This window comes from Bacillus yapensis (assembly GCF_005280205.1).
In the GTDB taxonomy this organism is placed as follows: domain Bacteria; phylum Bacillota; class Bacilli; order Bacillales; family Cytobacillaceae; genus Robertmurraya; species Robertmurraya yapensis.
Window position 1 is genome coordinate 214,273 of the sequence record NZ_SUND01000001.1, and the last position, 16,205, is coordinate 230,477.

Annotated in this window: 15 protein-coding genes and 1 riboswitch; of the genes, 5 read left to right on the plus strand and 10 right to left on the minus strand. The window is 37.9% G+C overall.

Features of this window, described 5'->3' with window-relative positions; translation table 11 throughout:
• Window positions 1-245 precede the first annotated feature (245 nt).
• Entirely contained in the window at window positions 246-848 is a 603-nt protein-coding gene (locus FAR12_RS01025; protein WP_246010266.1) for an HD-GYP domain-containing protein, read from the plus strand.
• Window positions 849-898: 50 nt separating this feature from the next.
• On the opposite strand, the gene FAR12_RS01030 is transcribed toward FAR12_RS01025, so the two are convergent.
• From FAR12_RS01030 to xylA, 4 genes are all read right to left on the minus strand, one after another.
• Window positions 899-2,221, minus strand: coding sequence for a TrkH family potassium uptake protein (locus tag FAR12_RS01030; RefSeq protein ID WP_126405378.1), 1,323 nt, complete (start codon window positions 2,219-2,221; stop codon window positions 899-901).
• A 3-nt stretch (window positions 2,222-2,224) separates the two neighbouring features.
• Complete coding sequence (locus FAR12_RS01035) at window positions 2,225-2,881, minus strand: potassium channel family protein (protein ID WP_126405379.1); 657 nt, start codon at window positions 2,879-2,881, stop codon at window positions 2,225-2,227.
• Window positions 2,882-2,980: 99 nt separating this feature from the next.
• Window positions 2,981-3,134, minus strand: a riboswitch (cyclic di-AMP (ydaO/yuaA leader).
• 158 nt (window positions 3,135-3,292) lie between these two features.
• The gene (gene xylB / locus FAR12_RS01040) at window positions 3,293-4,792 is read right to left on the minus strand and encodes a xylulokinase (protein ID WP_126405380.1); all 1,500 of its coding nucleotides are present in this window, start codon (window positions 4,790-4,792) and stop codon (window positions 3,293-3,295) included.
• 77 nt (window positions 4,793-4,869) lie between these two features.
• Window positions 4,870-6,201, minus strand: coding sequence for a xylose isomerase (gene xylA, locus FAR12_RS01045; protein WP_126405381.1), 1,332 nt, complete (start codon window positions 6,199-6,201; stop codon window positions 4,870-4,872).
• Window positions 6,202-6,326: 125 nt separating this feature from the next.
• On the opposite strand from xylA, the gene FAR12_RS01050 reads away from it, so the two are divergent.
• Window positions 6,327-6,938, plus strand: a complete 612-nt coding sequence (locus tag FAR12_RS01050; protein WP_126405382.1) for a YesL family protein — start codon at window positions 6,327-6,329, stop codon at window positions 6,936-6,938.
• On the opposite strand, the gene FAR12_RS01055 is transcribed toward FAR12_RS01050, so the two are convergent.
• The 3 genes from FAR12_RS01055 to FAR12_RS01065 all read right to left on the minus strand — a co-directional run bounded on the left by FAR12_RS01055 (window position 6,939) and on the right by FAR12_RS01065 (window position 10,061).
• Window positions 6,939-7,760, minus strand: coding sequence for a carbohydrate ABC transporter permease (locus FAR12_RS01055; protein WP_126405383.1), 822 nt, complete (start codon window positions 7,758-7,760; stop codon window positions 6,939-6,941). It lies immediately after the preceding gene.
• An 18-nt stretch (window positions 7,761-7,778) separates the two neighbouring features.
• Window positions 7,779-8,657: a carbohydrate ABC transporter permease gene (locus FAR12_RS01060; protein WP_126405384.1), complete on the minus strand. Its 879-nt coding sequence runs from the start codon at window positions 8,655-8,657 to the stop codon at window positions 7,779-7,781.
• 93 nt (window positions 8,658-8,750) lie between these two features.
• A complete protein-coding gene (locus FAR12_RS01065; protein ID WP_126405385.1) occupies window positions 8,751-10,061 on the minus strand; it encodes an extracellular solute-binding protein in 1,311 nt (436 codons plus the stop codon).
• Between the two features lie 155 nt (window positions 10,062-10,216).
• Between FAR12_RS01065 and FAR12_RS01070 the strand changes: the two genes are divergently transcribed.
• Window positions 10,217-11,404 (plus strand): ROK family transcriptional regulator, encoded by a 1,188-nt coding sequence (locus tag FAR12_RS01070; RefSeq protein ID WP_126405386.1) that lies wholly within the window; start codon window positions 10,217-10,219, stop codon window positions 11,402-11,404.
• A gap of 46 nt (window positions 11,405-11,450) precedes the next feature.
• The gene (locus tag FAR12_RS01075; RefSeq protein ID WP_126405387.1) at window positions 11,451-13,058 is read left to right on the plus strand and encodes a glycoside hydrolase family 43 protein; all 1,608 of its coding nucleotides are present in this window, start codon (window positions 11,451-11,453) and stop codon (window positions 13,056-13,058) included.
• Between the two features lie 48 nt (window positions 13,059-13,106).
• On the opposite strand, the gene FAR12_RS01080 is transcribed toward FAR12_RS01075, so the two are convergent.
• Complete coding sequence (locus tag FAR12_RS01080) at window positions 13,107-13,595, minus strand: arsinothricin resistance N-acetyltransferase ArsN1 family A (RefSeq protein WP_126405388.1); 489 nt, start codon at window positions 13,593-13,595, stop codon at window positions 13,107-13,109.
• 77 nt (window positions 13,596-13,672) lie between these two features.
• On the minus strand, window positions 13,673-14,401 hold the full coding sequence (locus tag FAR12_RS01085; protein WP_126405389.1) for an SGNH/GDSL hydrolase family protein: 729 nt from the start codon (window positions 14,399-14,401) through the stop codon (window positions 13,673-13,675).
• A 256-nt stretch (window positions 14,402-14,657) separates the two neighbouring features.
• On the opposite strand from FAR12_RS01085, the gene FAR12_RS01090 reads away from it, so the two are divergent.
• A complete protein-coding gene (locus FAR12_RS01090; RefSeq protein WP_126405390.1) occupies window positions 14,658-14,840 on the plus strand; it encodes a hypothetical protein in 183 nt (60 codons plus the stop codon).
• Window positions 14,841-14,930: 90 nt separating this feature from the next.
• On the opposite strand, the gene FAR12_RS01095 is transcribed toward FAR12_RS01090, so the two are convergent.
• The gene (locus tag FAR12_RS01095) at window positions 14,931-16,202 is read right to left on the minus strand and encodes a coiled-coil domain-containing protein (protein WP_126405391.1); all 1,272 of its coding nucleotides are present in this window, start codon (window positions 16,200-16,202) and stop codon (window positions 14,931-14,933) included.
• Between the last annotated feature and the right edge of the window lie 3 nt (window positions 16,203-16,205).

Below are 16,205 nucleotides of genomic sequence, written 5' to 3' on the forward strand. Positions count from 1 at the left end.
GTTTAGGGAGTATCCTTAATGGATTTGTCTTTAAAGATGAAAACAATATGTATTTAATATATATTTTTATTGTCATATTATTGGGAATTGGATTCTACAATTACTCCGCCTTCGTTATCATCCTTCTGACAACTCTTGTAGTGACATGCAGGTTCTACCTCATTCCAGATCCCTTGCCCACCATTACAACGTTTTTGAGTTATTTAGTTACTTACCTTTTAATATCTTTTATCTCCAGAGCTTTAATGAGATATGTTCAAAAAGTAAGAAAAGACTATTTTGAACTTACAACAGCACTTGCCAATGCATTAGACTCTAGAGACCCGTATACACGGCATCATTCTGAGAATGTCTCGAAATATGCCGTGGAAATCGCAAGGGAGATGAATTTATCGGAGGAATTATGCGACATCATCCGAATTGGTGGCCTGCTTCATGATATCGGAAAAATTGGCATTCCTGAGCATATATTAAGAAAAAAAGGAAAATTAACTGAAGAGGAATACAATATTATTAAAACTCACCCGGATATTGGTTATAAAATCATTAAGCATATCACAAACTTCTCTGAAAATGGGGTCTTAGATATTGTTTTATATCACCATGAAAGATATGACGGTAGAGGGTATCCAAATGGACTCAAAGGGAAAGAAATCCCTTTATTGGCACGTATTGTTGCTGTAGCAGATACCTTTGATGCTATGATCTCCCAGCGGGTCTATAGAGAGAAACTAGACCTAAATTCTACTCTAAATGAAATTGTGCAAAATAAAGGAACCCAATTCGATCCTGACATTGTAGATGTCTTTCTTCGAGTGGTTGAGCAACCTGATAAATTGGACAATTAAGAAGCCACCATATTCCATATGGCGGCTTTTCGATTGAAGTGACTATTTCCTCACCCCGTAAGAATATTCTCACTTGGATAGCGAATTTTTGTATTATCCTGTTTCGCTAAAGACATGACGAGCGTGAGTGGTCCTAGTTTTCCTAAAAACATCATAAAAATGATTAACAGTTTTCCGAGTACTGTTAGTTTTGCGGTAATTCCCATTGATAATCCAACGGTTCCAAATGCAGATATAACCTCAAATAACAACGGCAAAAACGGCTCCTTTTCGGTTATATTCAATAAGAACACTGCCACAAAAATAAACGCAAGGGCGATACTCGAAATGGCTAAAGAGCGGAAGACAATTTCGTAGCTAATTGACCTTCTTCCGACAACAACTTCCTTCTTACCTCTTAAATAGGTGACAACGGCAAGGACGATGACAAGGAAGGTTGTTAACTTGATACCGCCACCAGTTGAGGCGCTGCCGGCTCCGACGAACATAAGCAGAAGCATTAAAAAGATCGTAGATTCATCAAGACTAGCAATATCCAACGTATTAAAACCAGCTGTCCTTGGAGACACTGCCTGAAAATAGGAAGCCCACAATTTATCCCATAAGGAAGCTAAACCTCCTAGAGTATTAGGATTGCTATACTCCAAAACAAAAATGAGTAGCATGGAAACGATATTAATCACGAATGTCCCAACAAGCATCAATCTAGAATGGAGAGACATTTTTTTAAAGCTCTTCTCCCTCCACAACTCGATTAAAACGGTGAATCCTAATCCTCCAGTTATGAATAATAAAGAGATAACAATATTAACAATCGGGTCACCTACAAAACCCATTAAATTGTCTGGCCATAAAGCCATACCAGCATTATTAAAAGCGGAAATTGAGTGAAAGAAGCTATAAAACAACCCTTTGCCCCATCCTAAATTTGGGACCCATCTCAACGCTAAAAAGAGCATCGCAATTCCTTCAATGGCTAATGAAAAAATGAATAAATTCCGAACTAAATAGATCACGCCACCGATGGATGTCTGGTTTAGGGATTGTTGGAGTAAAATCCGATCCTTTAGGCCAATTTTCTTCCCGAGAGCCATATAAATGAGAACTGCAAAGGACATAATTCCAAGCCCGCCTAATTGGATTAACGAAACAATAATGACTTGGCCAAATACGGTATAAACACTCCCAGTATCAACAACAGCTAGCCCCGTAACGGTCATGGCTGAGGTTGCGGTAAAAAGAGCATCAATGAAGTGAATCGGTTCAGTTGTTGCAAAAGGGAGCATTAATAACCCCGTTCCAATGAGAATCGAGACAAAGAAAATCACAATCAAAAGCTGCGACGGAGAAAGATTGACCTTTCTGTAATCCATCTTTTAAACCCCTTTCTTGTCAAAGCGGGTAATATCGTCGTTGCGACCAATTACCACAAGGACATCTCCTCTCAAAATTTCCATATCTGGCGATGGTGAAACAAAGATTTCTTTTCCTCTTTGGATCGCAACAATATTACATCCAAATCTTGCGCGAATATCTAATTCAGATAACGTTTTATGGTTGATCAAATCTGATGCAACAACCTCTGCTATCCCAAACTCCTTTGATAATTCAATATGGTCAATGATTTTTTTTGAAGCAATGTGGTGAGCTATACGCAGCGCCATGTCCCGTTCAGGATGAATTACGCGGTCTACACCAATCTTTTCAAGAACCTTTGCGTGATAGTCATCATGCGCTTTTGCCCATACTTGCGGAACTCCAACTTCTTTTAATAATAGGGATGTAAGGATACTGGATTTAACATTGTCCCCAAAGGAAACAATCGCACAATCAAAATTACGTACACCCAATTTTTTTAAAATATTTTCATCGATTTCAGTTGTCACGACGGAATGGGTTGCAAATTCAGCGTAGGCGTTGACTTTCGCTTCATCAATATCTACTGCTAACACTTCAATACCCTCTTCTGATAATGCTTTTACTAACGTGCCTCCAAACCTTCCCAAACCAAAAACAGCAAACGACTTCTTCATCAAATGTCTTCCTTTCTTAGTGCAACACGAGAGACTTTTTATACAAAAATGAACACAAAAAAACCATTCCAAATAAAGAATGGTCAATGTCATCATTAACCCTTCTCTCACACAGTGCTTACGAGGTTAGCTGTCGGATTAGGGATTGAGAGCACCCCTTCCTAACAAACTTAGTTTGTTAAGATTCACCCCAAGATAAACATATGTTTATCAAAATGGTTCCCCCGCTCATAAGATTCAGCAAAAAGGTTGATTTATTAAATTAATAAATAACAAAAATAAGATACTCCTCTCGAGTGTTAATGTCAATATTTTTTAGTAAATCTATCCACCGAAAAGAAGTTATGCTGATTTAGGAATAGTGTTGGGAAGCGTACTTTTTACAAATAAAATCTATCTTTACTACCTAGCTTATTTACGAAAAAGTGCTAATCCTTGACTTATTTCCTCGGTTTGTTGATAGACCTTCTTATAAAGGGCAAAAAGCTCCTGATACTTCACCACATTTTCCTCAATCGGTTCATACGTTTTCACAACTCTCGAGAACAAATCAGCACATTCATTTAATGAAGTAAACCAACCACATCCATATGCCGCAAGTATACCGGCACCAATCCCGGGACCTTGCTCACTAGAAAGCTTTTGGATTTTCGCATTAAAAATATCTGCCTGAATTTGTAACCACACATCATTTTTGGCTCCGCCTCCAATGGAGACAACCGTTTCAATTTTCTTACCGCTTTCTCGGAAAATCTCGATCGACTCATTTAAGGAAAACGTGATTCCTTCTATTACAGCTCTTACGAAGTCAATTCTTTTATGAGATCCATCGACTCCGATAAAGCTTCCTCTAATCAGTGCATCCGCATGTGGAGTTCTTTCTCCAACGAGATAAGGCGTAAACAAGAGCCCATTCGCACCAATAGGAACATCCTCAATTCCCTGTAACATTGCAGTAAAATCTTCCTCTGCAACAAAAGTGTCTTTAAACCAGCTCAAGCTATAGCCTGCTGCTAGCGTTACTCCCATCGTATAAAACGCATTTTCTTTCCCGTGATTAAAATAGTGAACCTTCCCACCTAAATCACGTTCTTTATCTTCCTCATAGGACAAAACAACACCCGAGGTTCCGATGCTGCATAGCGTTTTTCCATCCGATAAAATCCCTGAGCCAATTGCACCACAAGCGTTATCCGCACCACCAGCAAACACCTTCGTAGAATTCGAGAGCCCTGTTTGTTGTGCGATCTCATTTGTAATCGTTCCAACGAAAGCATGCGATTCAACTAATGGTGGACAAAGTTCCATATCCACCCCAACCGCATTACATATTTCAGAACTCCATTCCTTCTTGACCACATTCAGCAATAATGTGCCAGCTGCATCCGAATATTCACTATGTAGCTCCCCTGTTAAACGGAATCGCAAATAATCCTTCGGCAATAAAAAAGTTTTTGCTTTTTTATAGATATCCGGTTCGTGTTCTTTAACCCATAAGAGCTTAGGTAATGTAAATCCCTCTAAGGCCGGATTTCTAGCAATATTTAATAATGCGTCTTTACCAACAAGCTCATAGATCGTTTCACACTGCTTCGTTGTCCGAACATCATTCCAAAGAATCGAATTTCGAAGAACATCATTATTCTGATCTAAGAGGACTAATCCATGCATTTGTCCGGAAAAGCTGATTCCTTCAATCGCTTCAATCTCTCCGTCAAATTCCTTCACCAACAGGGATAATGCCCTAATCGTTTTATCTACCCATTCTTCTGGATTCTGCTCACTGTACCCTGATTTTTCTTGTATAAGAGGATAGGCCTGCGAAGCTTCTGCACACACTTCACCTAATTGATTGAATAATAATACCTTCACAGCACTTGTTCCAAGATCTACTCCGATTACATATTTCATCGTTCCCACCTACCACTGTTAGTTTAGATGATGAAAAGTGTGCTGGAAAACGAAACCCCAGCACACTTTTCAAAGATTTATCTCACCGAAGCCACCTGAGCTTCTAATAAATATTGATTTACAATCGCTTTTAAGCGTTCTTGGCGTCCAGATTTATTCTTGATTTCCCCTAAAGAAAGAGCATATTGCTCAAGTTTATGGAAATCAGTGTTTCCTTGAACTATATCGAGGCCAATACCTGTTGTATAGCTTTCATAACGGTCTGAAATAAAATCCTCTAGCACCCGATCTTCTAACAAGCGATGAGCAACCTTCAAACCAACTGCAAAAGCATCCATTCCCGCAATATGTGCATGGAACAAGTCTTCCGGCTCAAATGAGCCTCTTCGAACCTTTGCATCAAAGTTCAATCCACCAGAACCCAGCCCATCATTTAAAAGAATTTCATACATAGCAAGAGTTGTAGAATATAGATCAGTAGGGAATTCATCTGTATCCCAACCAATTAACATATCACCTTGATTGGCATCGACTGAACCTAACATTCCATTAATTCTTGCGGTTCTTAACTCATGCTCAAACGTATGACCAGCAAGTGTAGCATGGTTCGCTTCAATATTAAATTTGAAATGGTCAGCAAGATCATATTTTTGCAAAAATGCTAGACCAGTTGCCACATCAAAATCATATTGGTGTTTTGTTGGTTCCTTCGGCTTCGGTTCAATAAGAAATTGTCCTGTGAAACCAATTTCCTTTGCATAATCGACAGCCATATGGAAGAAGCGGGCTAAGTTATCAAGTTCTAGTTTCATATCCGTATTTAAGAGCGTTTCGTATCCTTCACGTCCACCCCAGAACACATAGTTTTCTGCGCCCAATTCTTTGCCAATCTCTAATCCCTTTTTGACTTTAGCTGCGGCATAGGCAAAAACATCAGCATTTGGAGCTGTTGCAGCACCGTGTAACCAGCGAGGATTTGTGAAATTATTGGCTGTATTCCAAAGCAATTTCACTTGGCTAGTTTTCATATATTCTTGAATCATGGCAACAATTTCATCCAGATTTTTATACGTTTCTGCAAGTGTTCTTCCTTCAGGAGCAATATCTACTTCATGGAAACAAAAATAAGGAACATTAATCTTTTCAAAAAATTCAAAGGCCGCTTCGACACGAGCTTTCGCTTTATCCATTCCGGTTAAATGATCCCATGGACGAAGCATTGTTCCTACTCCAAATGGATCAGAACCGTCTGCCTGGAAGGTATGCCAGTAGGCAACAGCAAAGCGCAGAGTTTCTTCCATCGTTTTTCCGCCAATAACTTCTTCCGGATTATAGTGTTTAAATGATAAAGGATTCGATGAAGATGAACCTTCATATTTGATGTTACTGACATTGTTAAAATAAGACATGAAACATACCTCCTAAAAATGATAGATTAATGAAATGGTTTACATTATGATATTAGTAACCGATTCATTCATTAAATGAATCGAGAAAAACCGTGATTAACTAAAGGTTCAGGAGAGATCAATGTATGAACAAGATGAGCAGTGTCATCTACAATATTCTTAATTGGATTACCCGATTTGCTTACCTTCAGCTCGTATGGGTACTTTTTACATTAGTAGGAGGCTTCCTCTTCGGAATCTTCCCAGCTACTGTAGCCATGTACGCTATTATTCGTGCTTGGTTAAGAGGAGATACAGAGATTGCTATATTTCAAAGCTTTTGGAAATTCTATAAAAATGATTTCCTAAAAAGCAATTCACTTGGCGTATTTCTCCTGCTTGTCGGTGCCATCATCGGACTTGATCTATACTATATTCAGCAAACAAGCGATACATTATTATCTTGGACATCTGCTCCGTTGTTTGCTTTTATGATCCTATTTCTTTTGTTTGTATTCTACCTTTTTCCAGCTTTTGTTCATTATGATTTAAACAATTTTTCAATTATGAAAAATGCTTTTTTCATCATGCTCATTCATCCACTTCATAGTTTACTTATGCTTCTAGGTCTCGCTTCAATCGCAATCATCATGTACATAATACCTGCGTTAGCATTTATTTTCGGCGCTAGCACAGTTTCTTTTATCACGATGTGGCTGTCTCTCCATGCCTTTCATCACGTTTCAAAAAAAGGCTAGTTATCCTTTCACTGCACTGGATGAGAGACCTTCAACAACTTTGTTGCTAAAGAAAATAAAAGCAAGTAATATAGGCAATACGCTAATGACCAAGGTAGCACCAATCGCTCCCCAATCCGTCATGTATTGACCGATAAAATTTTGGATTCCAACCGTTAACGTCTTATAGTGGTCCGAACTAATAAATGTATTAACAAAGACAAATTCATTCCAGTTATAAATCATGTTAATAATAACGGTCGTTGACATAACTGGAATCGTCATCGGAAGGATGATCCGAAAAAACATCTGAGGAACAGAACATCCGTCAATAATCGCAGCCTCTTCAATCTCACGTGGCAAAGTATAATAGAAACCAAGTAGAATCATAATCGTAATGGGTAAGTTATAGGCTGTATACGTGATTACTATTGACCAAGGACTATCAATTAAATTCACATTTAAGAACATTTTAAATAGCGGAATGATCGAAGAATGAATCGGAATCATCATACCAACCATACATAATCCAAGAACGAGCTTACTAAGCTTCCACTTCATCCTTGTGATAGCGAAAGTGGCCATACTTGCAAATAGAACAGTGAATAAAATGGCTAATGCAGTAATCCAAACGCTGTTCCAAAAATAAATCCCAATACCGCCTTCCCATACTTTCGTATAGTTTTCCCATCTAAATTGGGATGGCAAAGCAAAAGGGTCCCCAGAGAAAATTTCCCGATTATCTTTTAATGAGAACAGGAATAGCCAAACGATAGGAAAGATTTGAAATATCGCAACAAGAGCCAATGATAAATAGAGTAAAAAGGAACCTAACCGCTTCATAAGAAAAAAGCCTCCTTCCTAATACTGAATTTCCTCTTTTGTCGCTGTCAGCTTACGAACAATGTAAGTTACAACAAGAGTAATGATTAATAACAAGAATCCAATCGCACTTCCGTATCCGAAATTATTGGTATCAAAGGCTAATTTGTACATATAAGAGGCCATTACTTCACTAGCACTATTTGGTCCCCCACCTGTCATGACATAGATAAGATCAAAGTATTTTAAAGAACCGACAACTGCCAAGACTATCGTTACCTTCACAATCCCCATGATTAAAGGCAATTTGATCCGAAGGGCGATTTGAACAGGTGATGCGCCGTCAATTCGAGCTGCTTCAATAATGGAATCAGGGATATTTTTAAGTGCTGCATAGTAAATCAAAATATAGAAACCTGCATATTGCCACAGAATTGGTATAAAGATGGCGTACAAGACAATCGATGTTTCTGCCAACCAAGCAGGAGGATTTTCAACACCAATTTTCAAAAGAATTTGATTTAACATACCACTTGTAGGGTTATAAATTTTAATCCACAGCTGAGCAATCGCCACTGACGATAAAAGCATGGGGATTAAATAAATTTTTCGCAATAGGTCTGAACCTTTTATTTTTGAAGCCAAAATTAGCGCTATCGCCAAATAGATTAATAGGCTCAAAGTAGAGAAAATGGCTAATAAAAAGGAATGCCAAGCACTATCCCAAAATTTCACGTCTTGTAGTGCTGCTGTATAATTTTCCAATCCGATAAACGTCATTGCACCTATTCCATCCCAATCCATAAACCCATAATAGCCCGACAAGGCTAACGGAATGAAAATAAAAATCCCAATTAAAAGAAGGGCAGGAAGAACGTAAAATGCGATGATCCATTTATTGGACATTACTTTATCCATATCATTCAACCCCATATCAGTTAAGAAGAAAAGGACAACCTACGAAGGAAATGTCCTTTTCTCTTTCTGGTAATTTATAAGTTTAATATTTTCTTATTGTGCAGATAATGCTTCCTCATGTTTTTTGGCAAAATCTTCTGGTGTTGCTTCCTTGCCAAAAAGTGCTTGGATCTGTGTTAAATGAACCTCTGCAACTTCTGGACTCATTTGTACATCAGCAAACAAGGTAATGTTCGTTGCATTACTTAATTCATTTAAGACATCAATATACATTTGTGGTAACTCAAGTGAGCTTGCGTCAAGTTTTGTAGCTGGAATAACCCCTGCTTGTGTAACAGATTTTTCTCCCCACGCTTTAACAAAGTAGGAAACAAATTTCTTGGCCTCTTCCTTTACATCTGAATCTTCAGAAACAAATAATCCAACCCCAGGACCGCCTACATGGCTGGTAAGTTCACCCTTGCCATCTACAGTTGGGAAATTAAAGAATCCGATCGAATCTCTAAATTCTTTAGGAATATCTTCATTTGTAGTGAAGTTTGGTAGATCCCAAGATCCAATTAGATACATAGCAGCCTGACTGTTCATAAACATACTCTTCGCTTCCTCATCAGCCAAACCATTGAAACCCTTTACAAAAGCGTTCATGTCAACCATATTCTGAATCTCTTTTGCAGCAGATACGAGTGCAGGGTCCTCAAATGTACCTGAACGATTGATTGCACTTGTTAAAACGTCGGCTCCACCAATTCGATCTGCTAGGTACATATACCATAATGAACCTGTCCAACGGTCTTTATTTCCGAGAGCAATTGGGGCAACCCCATTATCTGAAAGTGTTTTAATTACGTTTTTAAATTCGTCATATGTCTTAGGAGCTTCAAGGCCATATTCATCAAAAATCGCCTTATTATAGAAGATAGTAGCAATGTTTAACTCTAATGGAAGACCATAAGTCTTTCCATCGATGGCATACGCTTCTGCCGTGCCAGGTACAAAACTATCTTTTAAATCACTTTGAAGGATATCATCTAGAGGAGTAAATTTTTTGCCGTCAACGTAAGGTGTTAAATAACCTGCTGCCCAGGTCATACCTACATCTGGTAGTTCATTAGAAGTGGATAAAACTTTAATCTTGTCTTTATACTGTTCGTTACTTAAAACTTCTACTTCCACATTCACACCTGGATTTTCATTTTCGAAATTGCTAATGATCTCTTCAACAATTGTGTAATGTGTTTTTGAACTGCCTTCTGGCCAAAGATGCATAAATTTAATCGTTTTTTCGTCGCCCGAATCACCTGAACCTGAAGCTTTTTCTTTGTCTGAATTTGAGCAACCAGCAATTACAAGGATGGATAAAAACAATGCAAATAATAATGTAATCGCTTTCTTTTGTTTCATACATTAACCCCCTAAAAAGTGTATGATGCTTATTTTCTAAGCTCAAGATTAGAATATCAGAGAAAAGATCGTTTGTCTAGTGGATAAACTAAGTGTATAATAAAATTATTAAGTGCTATACTAGAACAAAATTTATAGAAAGAGTTGAACGGCTAATGAATCACAAAACATGGAACCAGCATGTTGTAAAACAAGAAAACAAAGCATTGGTTCTAAAAACGATTATCCAGCTCTCCCCTATTTCAAGAGCAGATATCGCACAAAAGACAGGTTTAAATAAGGGAACCGTCTCTTCTCTTGTTAGTGAGCTAATGGAAGAACAATTGATTTATGAATACGGTCCTGGTGAATCTAGCGGTGGAAGACGACCAGTCATGCTCCTCTTTAATCAAGTAGCAGGATACTCCATCGGGCTTGATTTAGGGGTTAACTACCTGCTTGGCATCGTGACGGATCTTCAAGGAAACATTACCCAAGAGAAAATCATAAAATTTAATAACTTGTCCTACGAAGAAATTAAGAAGAGATTATATGAAATGATTGATAATCTCATTTCTCTAACACCAGAAAGCCCATATGGAATTGTCGGAATTGGAATCGGGGTACCAGGTACTGTTAGCAAAAGTGGAAAAATCCTATTAGCCCCTAATCTTAACTGGCAAAATATTGACCTCAAGTCAACTCTTAAGGAAAAGTATAACATTCCAATTATCATTGAGAACGAAGCCAATGCAGGTGCCTATGGAGAAAAATTGTTCGGAGCAGGAAAAGAAGCCAAAAACATCGTATATGTAAGTGTCGGAATTGGAATTGGTGCTGGGCTTATTTTAAATAATCAGCTTTATCGAGGGAATAACGGATTTTCCGGCGAGATCGGCCATATGACAATTGAGATAGATGGAGCAAAATGCAGCTGTGGAAGTATGGGCTGTTGGGAGCTTTATGCTTCTGAACAAGCACTTGTCAAAAACGCTAAACGCGCAGGTTTACTGACCGATTCTGCTGAGTTAGACAATTTACTAGAACTTGCAGAGTCAGGAGATGAAATAGCGATCCAACAGTTCGAACACATTGGTGAGTACCTTGCCGTGGGGATTAACAATATTATTAATATATTTAACCCTGAGCAAATCATAATCGGTAACCGTATGGCATCTGCTGAACGCTGGTTGAAAAATGCTTTAGAAAAAAGAATGCTTGCTCGCACATTGTGGTTTCAACAAAGAGATTTAGAAATTAATTTTTCCGAACTATCCACTCATTCTGCCGCTTTAGGAATTACAGCCTTTGTCGTGGAGAATTTTTTCAATAGTGATCTGCAAAAGTTTTCTCAAGCACTGTGAGTTTTAAATTTTCAATATAAAAATTTATTTCAAGAGGTGGAGAAACATGGCAACGATTCAAAATCCAATTTTACCCGGCTTTAATCCTGACCCAAGTATTTGCCGAGCAGGAGAAGATTACTACATTGCAGTTTCAACCTTTGAATGGTTCCCTGGTGTAGGGATTTACCATTCAAAGGACCTTAAGAATTGGAGGTTAGTAGCACGCCCCCTCAATCGGGTAAGTCAATTGAATATGATGGGTAATCCTGATTCAGGTGGTATTTGGGCTCCAGCATTATCCTACCACGATGACAAGTTTTGGCTAATTTATACGGATGTTAAAGTAACGGAGGGCCAGTGGAAAGATTGTCATAATTATCTTGTCACTTGTGACACCATTGACGGTGAGTGGTCTGAACCAATTCACCTTAATAGCTCCGGCTTTGATCCTTCGCTGTTTCATGATGAGGATGGGAAGAAATATTTTGTAAATATGCTCTGGGACCACAGAGTTGGACATCATAACTTTTATGGAATCGTTATACAGGAGTTTAGTGTCGAACAACAAAAATTGGTCGGGAAACCTGAAGTTATTTTTAAAGGAACCGATATTATGCTTACAGAAGCACCTCATCTATATAAGATAAATGGGTATTACTATTTACTAACAGCTGAGGGTGGAACAAAGTATGATCACCAATCAACCATTGCTCGCTCCAAGAATTTACGTGGTCCATATGAAGTGCATCCAGAGAATCCACTGATTAGCTCTTTCGCTCATCCGAGAATTCCATTGCAAAAAGCAGGTCACTCATCCATTGTGCATACACACACAGACGAATGGTTTTTGGTTCATCTAACAAGTAGACCGTTACCACGTGATGGACATCCATTACTCGATCCAAGAGGTTTTTGTCCACTAGGAAGAGAAACTGCTATCCAGCGTCTGGAATGGAAAAATGATTGGCCGTATGTAGTCGGAGGAAACCATCCATCCTTAGAAATAACCGGTCCAAATATAGAAGAAGTGAAATGGGAAAGAGATTACCCAGAAAAAGATGATTTTGACTCATCAACCTTAAACCTTCATTTCCAATCACTTCGTATTCCATTAGGAGAGAATATTGCATCACTAACGGATCATCCAGGTCATCTAAGACTATATGGGAAAGAATCCTTGACTTCTAAGTTTACACAAGCGTTTGTGGCAAGACGTTGGCAACACTTTAATTTTACAGCAGAAACAAAAGTAGCTTATCAACCGGAAACCTTCCAACAATCTGCTGGTCTAGTAAACTATTACAATACGCAAAATTGGACTTCTCTTCAAATCACTTGGCACGAAACAAAAGGAAGAGTGCTCGAACTTGTGACGTGCGATAATTTTGTTTTTGATCAACCATTAAAGGGAAAAGAAATTATTATTCCTGACAATAATGAATACGCTTACTTACGTGTTGAGGTAAAGACAAACATCTATCAATACTCTTACTCCTTTGATGGGGAGCATTGGAATACGATTCCGATTGAATTCGAATCCTATAAACTATCCGACGATTATATTCAAGGTGGAGGCTTTTTCACAGGAGCCTTTGTTGGCATGCAATGCCAAGATACATCCGGGCAAAACAAGCACGCTGATTTTGATTACTTCATTTATAAAGAAGAATAGAATAGTAGTTTTAAAGTGTGGGACCAGGCATAAATGCGCCTGGTCTCCTTAGCTTAATAGCTTCTCCATCGCCATCACATCAACAAACTTTCCTTCTAGTATACCTTGGTTATTAAAAATTCCGACCGTGCGATATCCTTGCTTATGGTAAAGCTTTTGCCCTGACTCGTTAAAAGGAAAAGTAAAAAGAACAATTTTATGGAAGCCATTTTCGCGTGCAGCCTCATCAATCGCAGTCAACAGCCTACTTCCAATTCCCTTCCCTCTCGAATTTCTCGCTATATAAACGGAAAGATCTGCAACACCTGTATAAGCACATCTATTATTGTAGGGATTTAAAGAGGCCCACCCTACAACTTCTCCATCTTCTTCAGCGACGAGTACCTTGTAGCGTTCTGAATGACCGTGAAACCAATCTTCCATATAGGATAGATCTTTCGTATCTGTTTCTAGCGTAGCGACTCTGTCTTCAATTCCTTCATTATAGATGTTCATGATCGACTCTAAATCCTGTAATGTAGCTTCCCTAATTATCATCTACCCGACACTCCCTACTTGCTCATTTCTAGTAAAAAAGCATTCAATGCCCCTGCACCAAATGCTTTTATGAAAATTTATATTTTATCCATCTTAATTCGAGCATCATTTTCCAAAATCCTACTTAACTTTTGAAAAACTTCCTCTGCAAAAACCTTATAGCCTTTTTCCGTTAAATGAATCCCATCATCACTAATTAAATCTTTCAGATCTCCTGCCCTTTTAATAGCACTTCTCACATCAATACTCATAACATTCAATTCTTCCGCCAATTTTTTTAGGGAACGATTGTAATTGCTATGCCAATGCTCAATGCCACCAACTTTGCAAATCCAATCACTCACTTGTGAGCTATAACTCTCCACGATTCGCTCATAGTATCGTACCGGATCCAAAGGAGGCAAAGTAGAAAGAATGGGTGTGAGTCCTGCTTCCTTTATCTTTATCACGATGGATTTCAGATTGTTTATATATCGTTCTACCGGCACCGTTGCTTCATGTACATCTGTAGGATTTTTTGCTACCTCTGCCCACACAAAGTCGCAATCATTCCCACCTATTTCAATAATGACATAATCCGGTTTTTCTTGAATGACGTCACGATCTAATCTTTGAATAAGTAAATCGGAGTTGTCATTAAAAACTCCTTTATTCATAATATGGATGTCTTCTTCAAATTTACCTTTATTGTTATTCAAAAATAACTCTTGTAAGATTTTTGGATAATTGTTTTTCAAAATTTTCAAGCGTCCTTTTACGAAAGTTACACCACGAGTTAAGCTATCTCCAAAACAGATGATTTTCATATCCAACCCTCCTCAAGATTCGGTATTACTATAACAAAATAGAATGCATAAATACAATTCTTTGTATTTGGACTTCATAAAGTTTCGCAAACTGTCCACAAAAATGGCATAAAATATTTTGAATTCCCGATTTATAAAAAAATCAGCATTTTGGACTGAAACATATAGACACTTGTCCAAACATAAATTTATGAAAAAGAATATTGTATATTACCTCTTAATTCAATGAGGAATTATTATGAAAGGAGGCGATAATATGAATGTAAGCGACTTACTCGCATCCTTACCTCCAGCTTATCGAGTAGAGCGAGTTTATGTTGACGGCGATTCCAAAGAAACTACAAACTTTGTAACTGTCAACAATGGACTAGCTTATTTCATTGAAGGGAATGACATTAAAGTATTTAATGTTGATAGCATTGACGGCTTAAAATTTTAATTGAATACTAAATTGTAAAAAAGAGCAGAAGATTGATTCCAAACTCATCTTCTGCTTTTTTAATCATGTATTAACGATAGATTAGATGTTTTAAAATTCAATACCATCAATTTTATTCCCATCAATTATCTTTAGTGTTTCATTTTCTTTAAAATACACTACATTGTTGGAATTCATTGAAATAAACTGCGACACCTTTATCGGTATACCCTTTATGATAATTTGATTTACAGGATAATTAGGTTTTAACTTTTTTAACTCTTGAATTAAAGGATTTTGAGCGTTTAGATACTCGTCGAGCTCCTCCTGAATTTTCTCGATTTTACTATCCAATCGATTTGCGTCCTGCTCATGTTTCTTACTTTGACTGATTAAAGAATTGAAGACATCTTCCTGTATTTCTTCGATCTTATTAAGTAATTCAGATATCTTTTTCTCTTGCTCCTTACTTTGAGCGTTAAGCGAGTCCGTTACTTGCTGCTGTGCTTCCTCAATCCTAATACGCAGTTCGTTAACCTTATTTTCCTGCTCCATGTTTTGCGTCTCCAAAGAATTCCTAAAACTCGTGTACGTCTCCTCAATTCCACTACGCAATTTGGTTATCTCTTCGTCCTGCTCCTTTTTTTGAGCAATAAGCGATTCCGTCACTTTCTCTTGTACTTCCTCAATACTACTTTGTAGTTCGTTAACCTTATGCTCCTGCTCCATGCTTTGCGTGTTAAAGGAGTCCGTTACCTTCTCAATTCTTTCATCCAACTGTTTGACAACCTGATCTTGCTTTTCATTTTGCGAATGAAGCATGTCACGTATTTTCTCTTGTATTTCCTCCATCCGACTATGGAGCTGGCTCATATTCTTTTCTTGTTCAGTGTCCAGATGATTTAGGGATTTCTGTAACTTTTCTTGATTCGCCTCAATTTTTGTGTTCAATTGTCCTAGACTTTTCTTTTGTTCGGTAGAATAAGCGTTCATGGCCCCTTCTACTTGCTGAACCTTTTTATCTAATCGACTCTCATACTTATCTTGGGCAACGAATTGTGCTCTTTCGGAGTCATGGAGCTTTTTTTGTAATTCTTTAAACCTATCATGAATCTCGCCTAAGTTTTTCTGTTGCTCCATACTCTGCATGCTCATTGATTCGTTGATCTTCTCCTTGAATCGTTCATGCCTCCGGTCTAAACGCACAATCTGTTTTTCTAATTGGTCGTTTTCCGCAGAAAATTCATTGTATATCTTTTCAAACTCTCTTTTCATTTCCTCTGTTTTATTGAAAATAAAGATTTTTTGATTTGAACTAATGACCCGTTCTCCTCGGTCTATACATGTTAGGGGATAAACAATACGGGAATTATACCAAGGCAACTT